This window comes from Micromonospora sp. NBC_01699, from assembly GCF_036250065.1.
Classification (GTDB): Bacteria; Actinomycetota; Actinomycetes; order Mycobacteriales; family Micromonosporaceae; genus Micromonospora_G.
Window position 1 is genome coordinate 2,938,719 of record NZ_CP109199.1, and the last position, 20,254, is coordinate 2,958,972.

At 71.9% G+C, this 20,254-nt stretch carries 17 protein-coding genes; 5 read left to right on the forward strand and 12 right to left on the reverse strand.

Annotated elements, in window-relative coordinates:
* Positions 1-6: 6 nt before the first annotated feature.
* A complete protein-coding gene (locus tag OG792_RS13160) occupies positions 7-3,132 on the reverse strand; it encodes a condensation domain-containing protein (RefSeq protein ID WP_329109758.1) in 3,126 nt (1,041 codons plus the stop codon).
* Between the two features lie 281 nt (positions 3,133-3,413).
* Between OG792_RS13160 and OG792_RS13165 the strand changes: the two genes are divergently transcribed.
* The 3 genes from OG792_RS13165 to OG792_RS13175 are packed head-to-tail and all read left to right on the forward strand — an operon-like array spanning position 3,414 to position 7,005.
* Positions 3,414-3,629, forward strand: coding sequence for an MbtH family protein (locus OG792_RS13165; protein ID WP_329109760.1), 216 nt, complete (start codon positions 3,414-3,416; stop codon positions 3,627-3,629).
* 7 nt (positions 3,630-3,636) lie between these two features.
* Positions 3,637-5,721, forward strand: a complete 2,085-nt coding sequence (locus OG792_RS13170) for an HAD-IIIC family phosphatase (protein WP_329109761.1) — start codon at positions 3,637-3,639, stop codon at positions 5,719-5,721.
* A gap of 30 nt (positions 5,722-5,751) precedes the next feature.
* Complete coding sequence (locus OG792_RS13175; protein WP_329109762.1) at positions 5,752-7,005, forward strand: glycosyltransferase; 1,254 nt, start codon at positions 5,752-5,754, stop codon at positions 7,003-7,005.
* Positions 7,006-7,017: 12 nt separating this feature from the next.
* On the opposite strand, the gene yaaA is transcribed toward OG792_RS13175, so the two are convergent.
* On the reverse strand, positions 7,018-7,815 hold the full coding sequence (yaaA, locus tag OG792_RS13180; RefSeq protein ID WP_329109763.1) for a peroxide stress protein YaaA: 798 nt from the start codon (positions 7,813-7,815) through the stop codon (positions 7,018-7,020).
* 169 nt (positions 7,816-7,984) lie between these two features.
* Here yaaA and OG792_RS13185 point away from each other — a divergent pair, with 169 nt between their 5' ends.
* On the forward strand, positions 7,985-8,740 hold the full coding sequence (locus OG792_RS13185) for a Stf0 family sulfotransferase (protein WP_329109764.1): 756 nt from the start codon (positions 7,985-7,987) through the stop codon (positions 8,738-8,740).
* Positions 8,741-8,785: 45 nt separating this feature from the next.
* Here OG792_RS13185 and OG792_RS13190 read toward each other — a convergent pair whose 3' ends face one another.
* The 10 genes from OG792_RS13190 to OG792_RS13235 all read right to left on the reverse strand — a co-directional run bounded on the left by OG792_RS13190 (position 8,786) and on the right by OG792_RS13235 (position 17,863).
* Positions 8,786-9,595, reverse strand: coding sequence for an ArsR/SmtB family transcription factor (locus tag OG792_RS13190; RefSeq protein WP_329109765.1), 810 nt, complete (start codon positions 9,593-9,595; stop codon positions 8,786-8,788).
* A 156-nt stretch (positions 9,596-9,751) separates the two neighbouring features.
* Positions 9,752-10,489, reverse strand: coding sequence for a phosphatase PAP2 family protein (locus OG792_RS13195; RefSeq protein ID WP_329109766.1), 738 nt, complete (start codon positions 10,487-10,489; stop codon positions 9,752-9,754).
* 30 nt (positions 10,490-10,519) lie between these two features.
* Positions 10,520-11,353, reverse strand: coding sequence for a phosphatase PAP2 family protein (locus OG792_RS13200; RefSeq protein ID WP_329109767.1), 834 nt, complete (start codon positions 11,351-11,353; stop codon positions 10,520-10,522).
* 120 nt (positions 11,354-11,473) lie between these two features.
* The gene (locus tag OG792_RS13205) at positions 11,474-12,235 is read right to left on the reverse strand and encodes a glucose 1-dehydrogenase (RefSeq protein ID WP_329109770.1); all 762 of its coding nucleotides are present in this window, start codon (positions 12,233-12,235) and stop codon (positions 11,474-11,476) included.
* An 82-nt stretch (positions 12,236-12,317) separates the two neighbouring features.
* On the reverse strand, positions 12,318-13,151 hold the full coding sequence (locus OG792_RS13210; protein ID WP_329109771.1) for a helix-turn-helix transcriptional regulator: 834 nt from the start codon (positions 13,149-13,151) through the stop codon (positions 12,318-12,320).
* Positions 13,152-13,377: 226 nt separating this feature from the next.
* Positions 13,378-13,695 (reverse strand): hypothetical protein, encoded by a 318-nt coding sequence (locus OG792_RS13215; protein ID WP_329109772.1) that lies wholly within the window; start codon positions 13,693-13,695, stop codon positions 13,378-13,380.
* Between the two features lie 92 nt (positions 13,696-13,787).
* Positions 13,788-15,035 carry an adenylosuccinate synthetase gene (locus tag OG792_RS13220; RefSeq protein WP_329109773.1) on the reverse strand — a complete coding sequence of 416 codons (1,248 nt, stop codon included), beginning with the start codon at positions 15,033-15,035 and terminating at the stop codon, positions 13,788-13,790.
* A 68-nt stretch (positions 15,036-15,103) separates the two neighbouring features.
* Positions 15,104-16,081: a hypothetical protein gene (locus OG792_RS13225; RefSeq protein ID WP_329109775.1), complete on the reverse strand. Its 978-nt coding sequence runs from the start codon at positions 16,079-16,081 to the stop codon at positions 15,104-15,106.
* Between the two features lie 25 nt (positions 16,082-16,106).
* On the reverse strand, positions 16,107-17,114 hold the full coding sequence (locus OG792_RS13230; protein WP_329109776.1) for a molecular chaperone DnaJ: 1,008 nt from the start codon (positions 17,112-17,114) through the stop codon (positions 16,107-16,109).
* Entirely contained in the window at positions 17,111-17,863 is a 753-nt protein-coding gene (locus OG792_RS13235) for an NUDIX hydrolase (protein WP_329111244.1), read from the reverse strand. Before OG792_RS13235 ends, OG792_RS13230 begins: the two co-directional genes overlap by 4 nt.
* A gap of 303 nt (positions 17,864-18,166) precedes the next feature.
* Between OG792_RS13235 and OG792_RS13240 the strand changes: the two genes are divergently transcribed.
* Positions 18,167-20,245: a multicopper oxidase family protein gene (locus tag OG792_RS13240; RefSeq protein ID WP_329109778.1), complete on the forward strand. Its 2,079-nt coding sequence runs from the start codon at positions 18,167-18,169 to the stop codon at positions 20,243-20,245.
* Positions 20,246-20,254 lie beyond the last annotated feature (9 nt).

Below are 20,254 nucleotides of genomic sequence, written 5' to 3' on the forward strand. Positions count from 1 at the left end.
CCGTGGTCACGTCGCCTCCGTCAGTTGGGACAGCCGCCGACCGGCCCGCTCCGGTGCGTACGCGGCCAACCGGACCAGCATCGCCGCCAAACGTTCCATTGTGGATCGGTCGAAGGCGTACGAGTTCCAGAGCAGCCAGCCGGAGATCGACCCGTCCGGCTGTTCGAGCATCGCCAGCTCCGGTACGCCGAGATCCGGCTCCCCGTTCGGGGTGGGCCAGTCGGCGTCCAGCGCGCGCGGCAGCTCGAACGGCTCGGAGTCCAGCCCCGGGAAGTGGGTCACCCCGCCCCAGCTCTCGAACCGCAGCCAGGCGGAGTTCGGAAAGCGCGGGTAGAACTCGGCGTACGGGTAGTACTGGTGGTCGATGCCGGCCAGCGCGGTGCTGCGTACCCGGTCGAGCAGTTCGTCGAAGGTCGGGTCGGCGCGGGCGTCGATCCGCAGCAGCAGCGACTGGACCAGGCAGCCGAGCAGCGGCTCGAACTCCGGCCGGGTCCGGCCCGGCACCGGGGACATGATCACGATCTCGGTGGCGCCGGTGAACCGGGACAGCACCGTCACCCAGGCCGCCGCGACCACCATGAACGTGCTCGCGCCCCGGTCACGGGCGAACCCGCGCAGCCGGTCGGCGGCGTCCCGGTCGAGCCGGAACTCCAGCGAGTCGCTGCGCAGCCGGACCGCCCGCCGCCGGCCGGGGAACGGCTCGATGCCGGTCGGGGCGCCGTCGAGGTGGCGGGACCAGAACCCGCGGGTCCGGGACCACTGCTCGCGGGTCCACCGCACCGCCTCCGGGTACGGCACCGGCAGCGGCGGCAGCACCACCGGCCGCCCGGCGCGCAGCGCCGAGTAGGCCAGCCCGAGTTCGCGCAGCAGCACCCCCATCGACCAGCCGTCGAAGACCAGATGGTGCACGGCCAGGCCGAGCACGTGGTCGTCGGCGTCGAGCCGGACCACCACCGCCCGGACCAGCGGACCGGTGGCGAGGTCGAAGCCGTGTTCGCGGTCGGTCCGGACGACCGTGGCGGCGTGCTCCCGCCGGGCCTCGGCGTCCGCGCCGACCGCCGCGACGACGGTCACCCTCGGTGGGCAGTCCGGCCGGACGTACGCCCGGTGCCCGTCCTGCCCGGAGGCGAAGACCGTACGCAGTGACTCGTGCCGGTGGACCAGCAGGCGCAGGCCGCTGGTGAACAGTTCCGGGTCGAACTCGTCCCGGATCCGGATCGCCACGCTGATCGGCCCGACGTCGCGGGGTTCCTCGGTGGCGTACATCCAGGTGAAGAAGTTCTCCTGCTGTGCGCTCAGCGGCACCTCGTCGTACGCCAGCACCGGGGTTTCCGGGTCGGGCGTCGCGGGCCGGGCCGGGGCGGCGTCGGCCAGCCACCGGGCCTGGGCGCTCAGCACCGGCTGGTCGAAGGCGAGCGACGCCGGTACGGCCACCCCGAAGCTCTCGCCGGCCAGGGTGGCGAGTTGGGTGGCCCGCAGCGAGTCGCCGCCGAGGGCGAAGAAGTCGTCGTTGCGGCCGACCCCGGACGTCGACAGCACCCGCGCCCAGAGCGCCCCGAGCCTGACCTCGGCCGGCGTGACCGGCGGCGGCCGGTGCGCCGGGTCGGCGCGGGCGGTGAACAGGTCCCGCAGTTCGGGCTTGCGCAGCTTGCCGCCGTCGTTGCGGGGCAGCGTGTCGACCAGCAGCAGCCGGGTCGGCCGTTCGTGCGGGGCGAGGCGTTCGGCGAGGAAGGCGCGCAGTTCGGCCGGGTCCACCGGGGTCCGGGCGACCACCGCCGCGGCGAGCATGGTGCCCATCGTCGGGTGCGGCACGCCGACCACGGCCGCGTCGGCGACCGCCGGATGCTCGTGCAGGGTCGCCTCGACGTGCGGCGTCGACACCTTGAACGCGCCGGACTTGACCACGTCGCTGTCCCGGTCGACCAGGTGCAGGTAGCCGTCGTCGTCGAGGTAGCCGAGGTCGCCCATCCGGACCCAGCCGTCGCGGAACACCGCCGCGCTGGCGTCCGGGTCCCGGTAGTAGCTGCGGGGCACGGTGTCCGCGCGCAGGTGCACCTCGCCGACCGTGCCGGGTGGCAGCCGTACGCCGTCGGGGTCGCCGATCACCAGTTCGGCGCCGGCGGCCGGTCGGCCCAGCGCCGCCGGGCGGTCGGGGTCGAAGACCACGGTGGTGTGGGCCGGGGCGGCCTCGGTCGAGGTGTAGTTGTTGACGATGGTGGCGGCCGGCAGTGCGACGCAGAGCGCGCGGGCGACCGGGCCGGGCAGCGGTGCGGCGGTCGAGGCGAGCAGCAGCACACTGGACAGGTCGTGGCGGTCGGCGGCGCCGCTGTTGAGCAGCTCGATCGCCATCGCCGGCACGACGAACAGCGTGCCGACCCGGTACGCGGCGACCAGCGCGGCGAACCGGTTCGGGTCGAAGCCCGGCAGGACCAGTGCCGCCGGTTGCGCCGCGATGGTCTGCATCAGCATGGTCTGGGCGGCGTTGGTGCCGAGCGGGAAGGCGTGCAGGAAATGTCGTGAGTGGGCCAGTGGTCGGCGACGCGGGTGGGGGAGCAGGCCGAAGGTCAGGTTGGCGTGGCTGGCCGCGACCGCCTTCGGTCGCCCGGTGGTGCCGGAGGTGAACAGGATCTGGGCGAGGTCGGTCGGCTCGACCGGGACGTGGACCGGTCCGGCCGGCCCGAGGTCGAGTTCGTCGACCGTGGCCGCCCAGCCGGCTCGCGGGGCGACGGTGTCGCCACCGTGGATCACCCCGCTGGCTCCACACCATTCGAGCAGGTCCCGGAGCTGGGTCGGGGTGCCCCGCTCGGGCAGCGGTACGGCGACCGCGCCGACCGAGGTGACCGCCGCGTACGCGACCGCGAAGCTGACCCAGTCGAGGCCGTCGAAGTGCAGTCCGATCCGGTCGCCGGGTCGGACTCCACGGTGGATCAGCCCGTGCCCGACCGCGTCGGCGCGGGTCCGCCAGTGCCCGAAGGTCAGCCGGTCCGGCCCGGTGTCGGTCGGCCCGTTGTCGGTCGGGTCGGCCCGCTCGCCGGTCGGTTCGCCGGGGCGGGTGACGATCAGGGCGGTCCGGTCCGGCTCGGTGACGGATCGGGCATCGAGCAGCGCCGGCACGGTCGATGCGGTGCGCACCGGATGGGTCAGCATGGCGGCCCTTTCGTCTGCATACCGTGGCGCCGGTGGTCTGCCGCCCCCGCGTCGGACCCACCGTAACGAGCGCCTTGTCGATATGTAATTAGTCCTAACAGTAGAGATCACTGTCCTAACAGTTGGGGTTCCGGTCGGGCGTTTTTCCGACCCGCCGACAGACACTTGACAGGCTCCGGGCAGCAATGAAAACGTGCACAGCCACAGCGATCCGTACCGATGGTCATGCCCCGTTCACCCACCCGGAATCCGAGGCGGAGCAAGCTATGTACGACGAAGACGAAGACACCACCAGCTACATCGTCGTGATCAACGACGAGGAGCAGTACTCCATCTGGCGCGACGGCACCCCGCCGCCGGCCGGCTGGCGCCAGGTCGGAACGGCCGGCACCAAGCGCGAGTGCCTCGACCATGTCGACCAGGTCTGGACCGACATGCGCCCGGCGTCGCTGCGCGCCCGGATCGCCGCCACCACTGGGTGAACCGCGCGTGCTGACCGTACGCGTCGTCGCCTCGTTCACCGCCGAACCGCTGGCCGAGGTGCTCCGGTTCTGGGCCGGTGAACTGGCGCTGCCGATGGCGGTCAGCTTCGCCCCGTACGGTCAGGTGTTCCAACAACTGCTCGACCCGGACGGTGCACTGCGGACCAACCGCGACGGCGTCAACGTCGTCGCGGTCCGGCTCACCGACCTGGCCGACCCGGACGGGTTCGTCGCCGCACTGCGCGCCGCCGACCGGGACACGACGGTCCCGCTGCTGGTCGCCATCTGCCCGGATCCGCCCGGCACCGACGGTCGAACCGGCGAGGCGGCCGAGCGGGCGGTACGCGACGGCGTGGCCGGCAGCGGGCACCTGCGCCTGCTCGGGTCGGCCGAACTCGCCGACGGCTACCCGGTGGCCGACCCGCACGACGACTACGCCGACCGGCTCGGGCGGGTGCCGTACACGCCGGAGTTCTTCGCCGCGCTGGGCACCGCACTGGCCCGTACGGTGCACGCGATCGTCCGGCCGCGACCGAAGGTCGTCGTGGTGGACGCCGACAACACCCTGTGGACCGGGATCGTCGGCGAGGACGGGGTCGCCGGCATCACCGTCGACCACGACCGGCGTGCGTTCCAGGAACTGCTGATCGCCCAGCGGGACGCCGGCCGACTGCTCTGCCTGTGCAGCCGCAACAACCCCGCCGACGTCGACGCGGTCTTCGCCGGTCGCCCGGACCTGCTGCTGCGACCCGAACACCTCACCGCCAGCCGGGTCAACTGGCGGCCCAAGTCGGAGAACCTGCGCTCGCTCGCCGAGGAACTGAATCTCGGCCTGGACAGCTTCGTCTTCCTCGACGACAGCCCGATCGAGGTCGCCGAGGTCCGCGCCGCCTGCCCGGAGGTGCTGGCGCTGACCGTCCCGGCGGACGCCCGCCGCGCCGCCGCGTTCCTGCGGCACTGCTGGCCGCTGGACGTCGACCGGGCACTGACCGACGAGGACCGCCAGCGGGTGGCCCGCTACGAGCAGGAGGCCCAACGTCGGGCCGTGCGCGACAGCGGCATGTCGCTGGCCGACTTCCACGCCAATCTGGACCTGCGGGTCGACGTCACCCCGGCCCGGCCCGACCAGCACGAGCGGGTCGCCCAGCTCACCCAGCGGACCAACCAGTTCAACCTCTCCCCGGTACGCCGGGACGCCCGCGACCTGCGCACCCTCGACCTGGACTGCCTGGTGGTGACCGTGGCCGACCGGTTCGGCGACTACGGGCTGGTCGGCGCGATGCTGTACGCGGTCGACGGCGACCTGCTGCGGGTCGACACGTTCCTGCTGAGCTGTCGCGCGCTTGGCCGAGGGGTAGAGCACCGGATGCTCGCCCACCTCGGCGAGCTGGCCCTGGACCGGGGTGCCGGCACGATCGAGCTGCCGTACACCGCCACCGGCCGGAACGGACCCGCCCGCGCCTTCCTCGCCGAGGTGACCGCCGAGCCGCTCGGTGCCGGGGCGGCCCGGCCCGGCGACCCCGACGCCCCGACCCGCACCGGACACCTGCTGCCGGCGGGCACGGCTGCCGCCGTACGCCATCGGCCCGGCGGGTCCGACCAGCCGGCGCAGGAGCCGCCCACCCCCGCCACCGACCGGCCGGCTCCCGTCACCCCGGTCGAAGCCTGGCGGGTGGTGGAGCGGATCGCCACCGCGCTCGCCGACCCGGCCGCGATCCGGGCGGCGGTCCTCGCCGGCCACCTTCCGGGAGCGGTCACGGCGACCGGGGACCCGGTCGAGGCCAGGGTGATGCAGATCTGGGCGGAACTGCTGGCGGTACGCCCCGGCACGCCCGAGGACAACTTCTTCGCCCTCGGCGGGCAGTCGCTGCAACTGGTCCAGTTCATGGCCCGGGTGCGCGAGGTGTTCGCGGTCGAACTCCCGGTCGAGCTGCTGTTCACCCCGGCGTTCACGGTCGCGGAGGTGTCCCGGGAGATCCGGCAGCGTCAGCTCGCCGGTGCCGACAGCGCCGAGCTGACCGACCTGCTGGCCGAGCTGGACCGGCTCTCCGACGACGAGATCGAACTCCTGCTCGCCGAAGAGGACGCCTAGCCCGCCGAGCGGGGACGAGGAGGCCGTACGGTGGTCACCGTTCTGATGGTCAGTCACGGCACCCACGGCGACGTGTGGCCGATGATCCATCTCGGCGCCGGCCTGCGTGGCCGGGGCCACGACGTCACCCTGCTCACCCACGCCCCCTACGCCGAGCCCGTACGCGCGGCCGGTCTCGGGTTCGTGCCGATCGACACCCCCGACGAGTACGCGGCCTACCTCGCCGACGCCCGCACGATCCTGCTCGACCGGGTCGGGTCGCCGAGCCCGCCGGACCTGCTCGCGCACTACCGGCGGACGAACCTGTTCGGCCAGCTCCGGTTGGAGATCGACACCCTCCGCGAACTCGCCGTACCGGGACGGACAGTGCTGGTCGGCCGGCACACCTCGGGGCTGTCCACGCTGATCGTGGCGGAACTCGACCGGCTGCCGGTGGCCTGGGCGGCGATGACCCCGGCGCAACATCTGCTGCTGCCGGTCACCGAGCACCTGCACCGGACCGCCCTGGCCGCCCCGATCGATCAGCTCCGGGCGGAACTCGGGCTGGCCCCGGTCGATGACTGGGCCGCCTGGCTCGGCTCGGCCGACCTGCAACTCGGGCTCTGGCCGCGCTGGTTCGACGCCGCCGGTGACCCCACCGCCGACCGGGTGGCGAAGGTCGGCTTCCTGCTCGACCCCGGCACAGACGGCGGGTCCGACTCCGAGCCCGACCCGGACGCCGGCTCCGGACCGGTGCCGCCGGAGGTGGCCGAGGTGCTGGCCGGGGAGGTGCCGCCGGTGCTGGTCGCCGGCAGCAGCGGGCAGATGCTGCTGCACGACTTCTACGCCGCCTCGGTGCCCGCCGCGCTCGACGCCGGCCGTACGGTGCTGCTGGTGACGCCGTACCGGGACCTGCTGCCGGCGACGTTGCCGGCCGGCGTGCACTGGTTCCGCTGGTTGCCGTACCGGGCGGTGATGCCCCGGGTGGCGGCGGTAGTGCACCACGGCGGGACCGGCACGATCGCCCAGTGTCTCGCCGCCGGGGTGCCGCAACTGGTGCTGGCGCACAGCTTCGACCAGCCGGACACCGGGGCGCGGCTGCGCCGGCTCGGGGTGGGGGAGTGGCTGCCGTCGACCCGGTGGGAGCCGCCCCGCGCGGCGGCGCTGATGCGCCGGCTGCTCGACGAGCGCGGCTACCGGGATCGGGCGGCGCGGCTGCGGGCCGCCATCGACACCACCGCCGCCGACCGGGCCGGGCGACGGATCGAGGCGCTGCTGACCCCGGCCGGCGTCCCGGCCCCCTGATCCCCGTCGGCGCTACAGCTCGTTGACCACTATGTCGAGCTGGCGGGGCTTTCCGGCGGCGGCGGGTTGCTCCTCGACCGTGTACTTCAGGTCGCGCAGCGCCTCCACCAGCTTCGCCGGGCTGCGCGGCACCGCACCGGCCAGCAGCAGCTCGCGTACCAGCCGCCCCTTGGTCGCCTTGTTGAAGTGGCTCACCACCGACCGGCTGGCCACCCCGTCGACAACCTGCTCGTGCAGCACCCGTACGGCAACCGTGCGTTCGGCGGTGCGCCCGGTCGGCCGCCACATCGCCGCGTACGCGCCGGAGCGCAGGTCGAGGATCGGCCCACCGTCGGCGGTGTCGGTGACCACCGGATCGAGCAGCCCCCGCCAGTACGCCGTCAGCCCGCCCACGCCGGGCAGGTTGACCCCGATCGCGCACCGGTACGCCGGGATCCGGTCGTCCACCCGTACCACGCCCCAGAGTCCGGAGAAGACCAGTGCGCTGCGCCGGATCCGGGCCCGAGCCGCCCCGGTCAGGCTGCCGATGTCCAGCGCGTCGTAGAGCACCCCGGTGTAGATCCTGGCGGCCGGCTGGGCCGGTGCGCTCCGCAGCCGGGCGTTGCGGTCGATCTCGTCGTCCTGGCCCGGAGTCAACCCGAGAACCGTCCGCGCCCGTTCCCGGTCGCCGGCCGTGCACAGCTCGACCAGTGCGTCCAGCACCCTCTCCCGGCCGGTGTTCAGGTCGCCCAGGGTGAGCGTGTCCAGGTTCAGTGGGCGGCCGGACCGGGGTGCGGTCTTCCCCTCGGAGGGTGGCAGCAGGATCAGCACGACGAGCAGCGTACGGCCTCCGGCGGCGGGTCCGGCCGGGTGGTGAGCTGCCGGCGTGGCTCGGTGGTGTTGCCGGCGTGTGACGGCGCGGACCCTTCCGCTTCATCGGCGGCGACCAGGCCGGAAATCCTGCTGCGGTGGTGGCGGCACGGCTGGTTGACTGTGGACCGTGGTCACGGGCAACGGCTTCGACGCGTACCTGATCTGCGGTACGCCGCGGACCGGGAGCACGCTGCTGTGCGGGCTTTTACGCGACACCGGGATCGCCGGTCGGCCAGAGTCCTACTTCCGGCTGCCGGACGAGCAGTCCTGGGCGGACCGCTGGCACCTGCCCCGCGACGAGGACGGATCGTTCGACTACCGCGACTACGTACGGGCGGCGATCGCGGATGGACGTACCTCGAACGGCATCTTCGCTGCCCGGGTGATGTGGGGAACGCTGGATGAGATGGTCGCCAAGCTCGGCGCCGCACACTCCGATCTTCGGTCTACCGGCGCCGACCTCGACCTGCTGACCCGAGCCTTCGGCCGCGTCCGCTTCGTCCACTGCCGGCGTGAGGACACGGTGGCGCAGGCCGTGTCATGGGCGCGCGCCGAACAGACTCACTTCTGGCAGTACGGCGACGCCGCCCTGCCCGACCACGAGCCCCGCTTCGACTTCGCGCAGATCCACGACCTCGTCCAGACCATCGAGGAACACAACGACGCCTGGCGAAACTGGTTCACGACGTTCGACGTCCAACCGCACACCGTGCGCTATGAGGACCTCACCACCGATATCGACCGGGTCACCAGCGGCATCCTCGGCTTCCTCGGGCTGGATCTCCCGGCAGGGCACGCGTTCGTCCCCCGGCACCGCCGGCAGGCCGACCAGCTCAACCACGACTGGGCCCTCCGCTACCGCGCCCTCGCCGACACCGGTTGACCCGCCCGCACCGGCCGGCACGGGCGGGTGCGGCCATTCTCCCGGTCAGGCCGGTTGGGTGGCCGGGTCCGGGGAGGGTAGCGGCTCGCCGGTCTCCAGCAGGCTCTTCAGGCTGGAGAGCAGTTCCGGCCAGCCGTGCTGGATTCCCTCGCGGATCGCGCTTCCGGGCTCGAAGCCGTCGTGCGTGACGGTCAGCCTGACCGTCGCGCCGAGCGGTTCGATCTCGAAGGTGACCTTCGAACGGGGTTCCGCGGCCATCCTGGCCACCAGACCGTCGCCGGTGTCGTGGGCCGCGGCGAACTCCGGCGTCACGGTGTGCCAGGTGTACGACAGCCGGCGGTACGGGTCGGCCTCCAGTACGACCTGGGCGTGGTCGGCTATCCGTACGCTGCCGACCTCCCAGACCATGGTCGACCCGACCCGCCAGTCGGACTCGAAGACGACACCCCAGTAGCGCCGGGTGAAGGTGGGATCGGTCAACGCCTGCCAGAGCCGCTCCGGCGTGGTGTTGATGTAGTTGGTGTAGACGAATTCCAAATCGCTCATGAGTTCCTCTTCCAGCGCTCTTTTCAGGTCGGCGAGCACGTGCACCCGCTCCCGGTGGTAGCGGCTGATCCAGCGTTCGCTGATCGCGTTGATCGGGGCGGCGTTCAGGTAGTGCAACTTCTCCCGGCCGCGCCACACCGGGGTCACCAGGTTGGCCGACTCCAGCACCGCCAGATGTTTGCTGACGGACTGCCGTGCCATGTCCAGGCCGGCGCAGAGTTCACGCAGGCTCTGGCCGTTGCGGGCGTTCAGACTGTCGAGCAGTCGGCGACGACTGGCGTCGGCCAGCGCCTTGAACACCTCGTCCATTCATCACCTCGACCGTCGTCCCGACATGCAGCCGTCGGGCTGCCCAAAGCCTAGGCAGCCAAACGGCTGCATGTCAAAGAAATGACTGCTCAGCCCGCCGAACGGCGGGCTGAGCGAGTTCAGGAAGCAGGCTGGGTAGCGGGGGCTGTGCGAGTTTCAGGCAGCGGTTGCGGAGGCGGGCCGGCGCCGACGGGCGACCCGCCGGCCCGGTACGTGTTCCCGTCCCCACCGGACCGTCCGGTCCAGGACGCCGCGCGCCATGATGACCACGCAGGTGCCGGCGTTGACCAGGGAGCCGACCAGGTCGCTGGGATGGTGCATGCCCCGGTACATCCGGGTCAGTGCCACCCCGAGCGGGATCGCCACCAGCAACGTCCACCAGGCCACCCTGGTCGACGTACGCCGGGCGTGCAGGGCCAGCAGCAGGGCCAGTCCACAGTAGAGCGCAATGGCCGCCGAGGTGTGACCGGAGGGGAAGCTGGAGGTCGGCGGGGACACGTCCATGTGCTCGACCGCCGGACGTGGCCGGTCGATCACCAGCGTGGTGAGCAGGAAGACCACGGCCTGGGCGGTCACCGCGCCGATGAGGAACACCGGCTCCCGCCACCGACGCCTCGTCACCACCAGGATGCACGCCACCACGGCGGTGACCGCGACGATCGCTTGTGTGCTGGCGATCGTGCTGAACACCAGCGACACGGCGTTCGCGGTGCCGCCGCGATCGGCCTCCAACTGCCGATTGACCGTGTCCTCGACGGTGAGCGGCCAGACATCGTCCAGCACCTTCGTGACCAGCAGTCCGAGCCCGACCATCACGCCGTAGAGAACCGCCACCGGCAGCAGGATGCGGGTGGCGACCTGCCGGAGTACATGGGATACCGCCGCGATCGACATGGCCCCTCAGCTACCCGATCCCGACCGTACCTATGCCTGCCGGTGGTGGGCGGCGCGCTCGGGCAGTGGTCGGCCCTCCTCCTCGACCACACCGTCGTTCAGCGGTGAGGTGGGGCGGTGTCCGACCCGGCCACGCCAGGTGGCGAACGCGGCCGTCGTCGCCGCCACCACCGCTGCGCCGAGCACCCAGCCGCCGAGCACATCACTGAGCCAGTGCACACCCAGCGCGATCCGGCTCAACCCGGTCACCATCGTGACCAGCAGGGCGCCGGCCCACAACCCCCACCGGGCCGCGCGCCGCCGCCGGGCATCACCGATCTCGGCGACAAAGGGCAGGAAAACCAGCACGAGTACGCCGGCGGCCAGCGCCGCCGTGAGTGCGTGCCCGGACGGGAACGCGTAACCGGGCGCGTGTGACACCGGATCGAGCAGTTCGGGGCGGCCCCGGCCGAAGAGCAGCTTGAGCGAGGCGCCCAGCACGCCACCGGTCACCATCGTCGTGACCGCCCACAGCGCCACCCGACGGGCGCCCCGCCACCACAGCCAGACCACCACCGCCAGGACCAGCACCCGCAACGGCCCCGGCCCGAAGACGTCGGTCCAGACCTGTGTCGCCGACGCCCAGCCCGGATGCGCCACCGCCTCGGCGTGCAGCGACTCGGCCAGTCCCTCGTCCAGGCTGCGCAGCGGCCACCAGGCCGAGATCACCAGCAGCGACAACACCGAGAATGGCACCAGTACGAGCACCGCCGCCACGGCGGCGAAGGTCAGCCGCAGACTCAGCGACCGGTCCGGATCGAGGCGCCGCGCCCACCAGCCAGGTTTTGCCGAATGTTCATCTGTCGGTGGTTGTGGTGAACGCATGCACCAGCCCTACCCGTCCGGCCCGCCAACCATGCACGCCCAGCGTCCGAACGATCACCGCTGCCACCACCCGGACCACGGCTCGCCCCCTTGATCCTCGGACGATGGTGGTGGTCGTGGCTACCCTCCCACGACGGCGATCAGGCCGCCGTCGATGACCAGGTCCTGCCCGTTGACGTAGGACGCCTCGGCGGAGGCGAGATAGGCGACCGCGGCGGCGACGTCGTCGGAGGTGCCGACCCGGCCGGCGGCGATCCGGGCGACAATGGCGGTCTGCGCCTCGGGCGAGATGGCATCGTGGAACATCGGCGTCTCGATGTAGCCGGGGCTCACCGAGTTGACCCGTATCCTCCGGGGTTCCAACTCGGCCGCGAGGGTGTGTGTCAGGTTGTGCACCGCCGCCTTGGTCGCCGCGTACAGGGAGGCGGTGGCCATGCCCCGGTGCAGCGACCAGGAGGCGTTGACGACGATCGCCGCGTGGTCGGACAGCAGCGGAATGGTCTTCTGGATGGTGAAGAACACCCCCTTGAAGTTGATGTCCACGACACGGTCGAACTCGGCCTCGGTGAAGTCGCCGTACGGTCGGAACGAGGCGACACCAGCGTTGGCGAAGAGCACGTCCAGGCGCCCGTACCGGTCCCGGATCCTGTCCGTCAGCGCGTCGAGATCGGCGAGACTCGCCGTGTCGCCGGGTACCGCGAGGACCCGGTCCCCGCCGTCCAGGTCCGCTACCGCCGCGTCCAGCCGGGTCTTGTCGCGCCCGGTGATGACCACCCGCGCACCCTCGGCGAGCAACCTGCGCGCGGTGGCGAGCCCGATGCCGCTGGTACCGCCGGTGATGAGTGCGATCTTGTCGCCGAATCGGGAACTGCTCTGCGTCATGCGACTCAGCCTGTCGACCGGCGCCCGGTCCGAACAGGGCGCAGATATCCGGGGAGTGGCACCACCCGTCTCGCCGGGATGCTCAGTCCGGTACGCCGATTCGCGGGCGCGACAGTCGTTCGAGCCCGTCCCCGGTTCCGGTACCGGGCCTCGGGTTGTACAGCTCCAGATACCAGTCCGGGTGGTCGACCACAGCCAGCGTCGTCGTGTCGAAGAACAGGTCACCGGCCTCCGGGTGACGCACCGCCTTCACCGCCTGGATCGGGAGGCCCACCTCGTGCTGGGCCCACAACTCGGCGAATTCCGGGCTCACGGTGCGCAGGCCGTCGACCACCCGGGCGAATTCCGGGTCGTCTGGCGCGTGCCCCGCGTCGGCCCGGAACGCGGCGACCACGGCCGGCGCCACCGAGGCCCAGTGGACGTGCATCTCGCGGTATCGGGCATTGGTGAAGAACGTGAACAGGCAGTTGTGGTCGGTGTCGCCGTAACCGAACACCGTGCGCGCCGCGTCGTTGACCACCAGCAGATTCCAGTACCGGTCCCGCAGCACCGCTGGCCGGGGCAGCCACGCGTCGATCAGGTTCCGCAGCTCCGGGGTGACCACGGCGCCGCGCGTACCGTCGGCGCGCGGCGGGTTGAGCCCGGCGAGCAGATACAGGTGCGTACGCTCCGCTTCGGTCAGCCGCAGCGCCCCACCGATCGCGTCGAGCACCTCGGCCGAGACGCTGATGTCACGTCCCTGTTCGAGCCAGGTGTACCAGGACACGCCGACCGAGGCCAGTACCGCGACCTCCTCGCGCCGCAGGCCCGGCGTACGCCGCCGGCCCACCGCCGCCATGCCGACGTCACCGGGCCTGAGCCGCGCCCGCCGCGTACGCAAAAAGTCGCGCAACTGCTCACGCCGACGCCCCGCCACCCCAAAGGATCCGCCGCCCATACACCACCGTAACAACAACACCACCAACCCCCACGAACCCACCCCACCCCACCCACCCCCCCACACCCGCGATCTAGGGCAAATACAGGTGATTGGAGATTAACTCGCCTGTATTTGCCCTAGATCGACGCGGAGAGAGGGCGCGGGGAGGGGGAGGGGGAGGGGGGCGGGGAGAGGGGGAGGGGAGGGGAGGGGAGGGGAGGGGTTAGGTGGCGGGGTGGGCGCGTAGGCGGGCGGTGGTGGCGGTGGCTAGCTGGCGTAGGGGTTCGGCTGCCTCGGGGTAGTCGTCGAGGGCGTCCTGGAGGCGGGCGCGCCAGCGGCCGGCTTCGATTGCCTCGGCGTTCGCCCGCGTTGGCCACCGTAGGCGGGCGCGGGTGTCGATCAGCTCCCGCCGGTGCTCGGGGCCGAGGATCGTGGCGACCCGGTCGGTCAGCCAACCGAACACCTCGTCGGTCTCGGCGGCGGCCACGACGACCCGGGCCGTGTCCCATGCCACCCGAGGGTGGTGAATGACCTGTGGCATGGCGCCCTCCTCGATTCGTGGCGAGTGCTGCGACCATCGTCTATCCGTACCTTGACCGTTGACAAGGTGGCCGAACAGCCGGAACAGCCCGGTCAGGCGGCCAACGCGCGGCCCAGCACCCGTTTGTCGGCCGTGCTGGGTCCGTACGACTCGATCAGGACGGGGGCGTCGAGCAGCGCGCCGATCGCGGACGCCCAGCGCGCGGGCCGGTCGAGCCGCGCCGGGCGGGCGCCGGCCAGCAGGGCGGTCAGCCGTTCCTGGTACGCCAGGTCGCCGCGCCCGCCCGGCACCAGCCGATCCAGCGTCGGCGCACCGGGGGCGAGCGCGTACTCGGGGCAGATCCGCAGCTCCGGTGCCCGGTCCGGGGCGTCCAGGTGGGTGACCGCGAGCGCGTCGACGCCACCGGCCACCTCGACGGCGTAGCGGTGGGCGACCGCGTCGAAGTGACCGACCCGGAACGGGCCCTGCCAGCGGCCGGTGCCGTTGTGCCGGTCCGGCAGGGCGGCGGTCAGCGCCGGGTCCTCGGTGACCAGCGGCCCGGCGCCGTGCCGGGTGGTGTACGTCCGGACCACCCCCAACCGCAGTGCCCCGTGCCCCGCCTCGGCCAGCAGCGTCTCCGCGTTCGCGAACGTCGTGGTGGACCAGGTCGTGTACGGGTGCCAGCCGAACCATTCGTCCAGCAGCACCCCCTGTGCCCCCTCGAACACACACCGCCCCGCGTCCAGCAACGCCCTGCGCGTCGACCAGCCGTCCACGATGGACACGATCGAGCCGAACGCCCGGAACACCGACACCACCTCGTCCACCGGTGGCCCGCCCAGGTCACCCAGCTCGTCGGTGAGCCGGTCGCGTACGGCCGTCAACCGGTGCCGCAGTCGGGTCGGGTCGAGGGTGTCACCGGCCCGGGGCGCGTCGGCGTGGCGCAGCGCGTACGCCATGGTCTCGCCGACCCCCATGCCGCAGGAGCCGTGCCGGCCCGCGCCCCGACCCAGCTCGCGCAGCCGGTTGGCGGCGGCGTGCCACGGTGTGCTGAGCAGCGCCTCGGCATCGATGGTGAGCAGCCCGAACGGGTCCGGTACGCCGATCGCGTTGAGCTGTTCCGCCTCGGCGGCCAGGGCGAGCGGGTCGACCACCACGAAGCGGGACAGGTGGGTGGGCACCCCGTGCAGGGTGCCCGACCCGAACTGGGCGAAGGTGTGGTGCCGCCCGTCCGACGTCACCACGTTGTGCGCCGCCTGCGCGCCCCCGTTGAACCGGATCACCGCACCGACCGGCCCGTCCGCGCAGAGCAGGTCGACCACGGTTCCCTTGCCGGCGTCGCCGTAACCGAGGTCGACCACGACGGTGTGCCGATCGGGCCCGGTGTGAACGGGCCAGGTGTGAACGGGACCGGTGAGAGCCGGACCGGTCACAGCCGGATCAGCCCGTCGTCCGGCCCGTCGGTGTCCAGGCCGGCGGTGGCCAGGTCGGTCCGGACCGCCACGCCACGGGTCGAACCGATGGTGGCCAGCGCCCGGCCGACGCTGCCGGTCGCGGTCGAGCCGACGTCGGCCAGGTCGGTCAGCCCTTCGGCCAGGTCGATCGCCTCCTCGCCGAGGCCGACGGTGAGCGCGATCGTCTCGCAGACCGCGTCCAGGTCGTCGAGTTCGATCACGTGCTGGCCGAGCAGCCGGCGCCAGTAGCCGAGGATCTCCGGGTCACCCGCGTAGCTCGCCCCGCTGGGCAGGATGTAGTAGACCTCGAAGCGCTGGCGCAGCTCGGCCACGATCGCCGCGACCGAGATCGGCTCGGCCAGCTCGTCGCCGGTCCACCGCCGCACCTCGGCCGGCTTCACCTGCGGGTACGGCAGCTCGTCGCCGATCAGGAACAGGTAGCCGCGCCGGCCCCGGCGTTCGACACTGTCCAGGCTGGTGTGTCGGGCCATGAAGTACATCGCCAGCTCGTACGACTCGGTGCGCTGGCCGCCACCGCCGCCCTCCAACACGATGTTGCCGAGGTCGTCGTCCATCCGGTTGTCCGACTCGAACTGCCCGATCTGCAACGGCACCCGGTCACAGGTGGCGTCGCCGATCGCCCCGAACATGATCTGCGGATCGGTGGCGTAACCCTTGCGCAGCAGCAGGCCGAACAGCTCCGGCAGCTTGCTCTGGAGCGTACGGGGCACGCTGCCCATCGAGCCGGTCACGTCGAACAGCACCGCGATCGGCGTCGACCGGGGGTGTTCGTCGCTGTCGCGGCTCTCCCGCACGTCGACCCCGCGCGGGTCGAGCCGCTCGTGCACCTTCCGAGCCCCACTGTCGCTGTACGCGAACGCGCTGCGTCCGGTGGCCGCCCGGTAGCTGGCGGCGGCGCCGTACACGTCGGTGGACCAGCGTCCACTACCCATGATCCTGCTCCTCTTCCTCGTGTCTTCAGACGGTTGTGGTCGGTAGCACCAGGCGCCGGAACCGGCGCGGGCCGTAGAGCTTCTCCAGTAGTTCGTCGAGTTCGGCCAGCAGTCGCCAGGCGTCCTGCGGGCGTCGGCGCGGGCTGGGCTGGGTGCAGCCGCGGATGAAGCGGAACAGGGCGTCGGGTGCCCCGGTCCCCATCAGCCACCGCATGCAGCCGCTGGCCAGGTGGATGTCGGTGGCCGGGGTGGCCGGGGCGCGTTTCGCGACCTCGGGCGGGTACCAGTCGCGGTAGCGGGCGACCAGCGCCGGTACCGAGCCGCCCTCGGTGGTGACCGAGTAGCACCAGTCGACCAGGACCACCCCGTGCTGGTCCGGTTCGATCAGCACGTGCTCGGGCAGCACCGCGCCGTGCACCACCCCGGCCCGGTGCGCCCAGCCGAGGGCGACCAGCAGGCGTCGCCAGATCCAGGCGACGTCGCGCGGGTCGAGGCCGTCCGGGTAGGCCCGCGCCAGTTCGGTGAGCGGGACCAGACCGGCGCAGTGGGACAGCACGTTGGCGGTGCGGCGTACGCCGGTGGTCGGGTCCTCGTGCCGGAAGCTCTCCACCAGCTCCGGTGCGTAGGCGCGGTGTCGCGGGTCGCCGTTCCGGCGCAGGGTGACCAGCGCGGTCGCCTCCCGGTCGAGCAGGTCGTTGGCGGCCGGTTGGCGGGGCAGTTTGAGCAGGCCCTGCCGGCCGTCGTAGCGGACCCGGTAGAGGTTGGCCAGGTCGCCGGTGGCGAACCGGTCGCCGAGCGTGTAGCGGTGTCGCCGGGTGGTGAGGGTGGTGTTCCCCCGGCCCTGGTGGGTGGCCCAGAGGCTGGACAACCGGGCGAAGGCGGCCGTCGCGGTCACCGTCCGTCCGGCCGGCGCGGCGTCCGGGTGCAGCAGCCGGGCCAGTTTCCGGTACGTCACCGCGGGCTGGTCCCCGCCGAACAGGTCGCCGGGCGTACGGGCGGCGTCGACCAGTGCGGCGGCCTCGGCGAAGGTCATCGCACACCGTCCTCTCGGGACGGCCGCAGCAGGGCCGGGTGCAGCAGCCTGGCGTCGCCGGCCCGGTAGAGCCGGGCTCGGGGGCCGCCGCGCTCACCGCCCCGGCTGGTGGTCTCCCCGGTGCTCTCCACGAAGCCGGGCACCGAGAGCACCTTGCGGTGGAAGTTCCCGGCGTGCAGTTCCTCGCCCCAGACCGAGGTGTAGACCGCGCGCAGCTCGCCGATGGTGAACCGGTCGCCGAGGAAGGCGGTGGCCAGCGGGGTGTACTCCAGTTTGGACCGGGCCCGTTCCAGCCCGGCGGCGAGGATCGCGGTGTGGTCGAAGGCGAGGTCGCCGGCGGCGGCGACCGGGACCCAGGTGGCCTCGGCGGCGTCGGAGCCGGCCTGCGGGTCGGGCATGCTGGGCGCGAACGCCAGGTAGGCGACGGAGACGACCCGCATCCTCGGGTCCCGGTCGGGGTTGCCGTAGCTGGCGAGCTGCTCCAGGTGCAGCCGGGCCAGCTCACCCTCGCCGGGGTGCAGCCCGGTTTCCTCGGCGAGTTCGCGTACGGCCGCCGTCTCCAGCGGTTCGTTGCGGACGAATCCGCCGGGCAGGGCGCGGTGTCCGGCGTACGGCGGCACCCCGCGGGTGACCAGCAGGACGTGCAGTCCGCCGTCGCGGATGGTCAGGGCGACCACGTCGACGGTGACGGCCAGCGCCGGGAAGGCGCGCGGGTCGTAGTCGTCGAGGAATTCCCGCTCGGTCGTCATGGTCCCGCCTGTCGTCATGGCCCGTCTCCGGACCGTTGTGCTCGAACTGAGTGTTTCTCAGATCGAGAGTAACTTAACCCCGGATCCGGCTCCGGTCAAGCCGGTCGGTTCGTGCCTGGTTTGTGGGTACGACACCCTGTTTTCCGCATCTTCCACCTTCGGGGTGAATCAGCCGGTAGCTGACTGACCGCGAGTCTTCTTCGGTTAGCGTCAACCGGAAGATTCGCCCAAGTCGGACATTGACCTTGGACGGGCCGTTGCCAACCAAACGTGTCGAAGAAGTGGCGGAAGGTGGAAAGGCTCATGGTTGCACGAAGGCAACTGCTCGCGGCCGGTGTCGCGGGCGGTGCCGCACTGATGATCCCGGCGACGAGCCGCCCGGCGAGCGCGAACGAACGCTCCGCGTTCACGCTCAACCCCACGACCATCCCCAAGTACGTCACCGACCTGGTGATCCCACCGGTGATGCCACCGCTCGCCTCCGACGGGAAGCAGGCCCTCGACGAATACCGGATAGCGGTCCGGCAGTTCCAGCAGCAGGTGCTGCCGCCCGGTCTGCCGAAGACGACGGTCTGGAGCTACGGCTCACCCGGCCACGGCAACACCTTCTCCTGGCCGGCGTACACCATCGAGGCCAGGGTGGGCCGCCCGGTCCGGATCACCTGGGCCAACGAACTGGTCGACGAGTCGGGCAACTTCCTGCCGCACCTGCTGCCCGTCGACCCCACCCTGCACTGGGCCAACCCGGGCGGCGGCATCGAACACCGGGACCACCGCCCCACCTTCACCTCCACGCCCGAGCCGTACACCGGGCCGGTTCCGATGATCACCCACCTGCACGGCGCGCACACCACACCGGAGAACGACGGCTACCCCGAGGCGTGGTACCTGCCGGCGGCCAAGAACACCCCGGACGGCTTCGCCCCCGTCGGCAAGTTCTACGACGAGTTCCACGAGACCTTCACCCGGCAGCACGGGGTGGCCTGGAAGGCCGGTACGGCCACCTTCCAGTACCCGAACGACCAGCGGGCCACCACGCTCTGGTACCACGACCACACCCTCGGCATGACCCGGCTGAACATCTACGCCGGACCGGTCGGGTTCTACCTGCTGCGCGGCGGCCCCGCCGACGTGGCGCCGGGCGTCCTGCCCGGACCGGCACCGGCGTTGAACGACCCGCCGGGCACCCGCTACTACGAACTGCCACTGATCATCCAGGACCGTACGTTCAACGAGGACGGCTCACTGTCGTACCCGAGTGTGGCGGCGATCGACGGGTTCGACGGGCCGTACATCCCGGACAGCGACGTGTCGCCGATGTTCAACCAGACGTTCTTCGCCGAGACCATCGTGGTCAACGGCGGCACCTGGCCGGTGTTCAAGGTCGAGCCGCGCCGCTACCGGTTCCGCCTGCTCAACGCCTGCAACTCGCGCTTCCTCGTACTGCGGATCGCGGGGGACGCGACCGCCCGGCCGGCCGCCACCGCCGTACCGTTCTGGCAGATCGGCTCCGACGGCGGCTTCCTGCCCGAGCCGGTCCGGCACGAGCACTTGGTGATCGGCAACGCCGAGCGGGTCGACGTGGTCGTCGACTTCACCGGCATCGCCGAGGGCACCGCGCTGTACCTGATCAACGAGGGGCCCGACCACGAGTTCCGCGGCGGTACGCCCGGCGCCGACTTCGCCGTCGCCAACCCGGCGACCACCGGGCAGGTGATGAAGTTCCTGGTCGGCTCGCTCGTCGCACCCGACGAGAGCCTGCCGCCGGAGCAACTGGAACTGCCGGCCTTCACCCCGCTGGGCAAGGAGTCCGGCACCCGGCGACTCTCGCTCAACGTGCAGAACTCGACCGTCACCCCGGCCGCCGGTACGGTCGCCCACCTGGCTGGTGTGGTCGACGCGAACGGCGCGCGGGTGCCGCTGCGCTGGCACGATCCGATCCGGGACAACCCGAGCCTGGGTGCCACCGAGATCTGGGAGTTCCGGAACTTCACCCCGCACGCCCACCCGGTGCACATCCACCAGGTCCAGTTCCAGGTGCTCGGCCGGGGGCCGGACGGGCAGACCCCACCGGAGCCCTCGGAGTCCGGTTTCAAGGACACCGTCGTCGCATTGCCCGGCCACCTCACCCGGGTCAAGGCCAGGTTCGACCTGCCCGGCCGATACGTCTGGCACTGCCACATCCTGGAGCACGAGGACAACGAGATGATGCTGCCGTTCTTCGTCGGGCAGGCGCCCAAGGGCGGCGCGCACACCGGCGACGGCGGCCGGCGCGGCACCGATCCGGTGCTGAGCGCGGCCGGGGTGACCATGCTGGCGGCGGCCGCCGCCGCCGGGATCGTGCTGTCCCGGCGTACCGCCGACCCGGAGCCGTCCGCCTGACCGGACGTC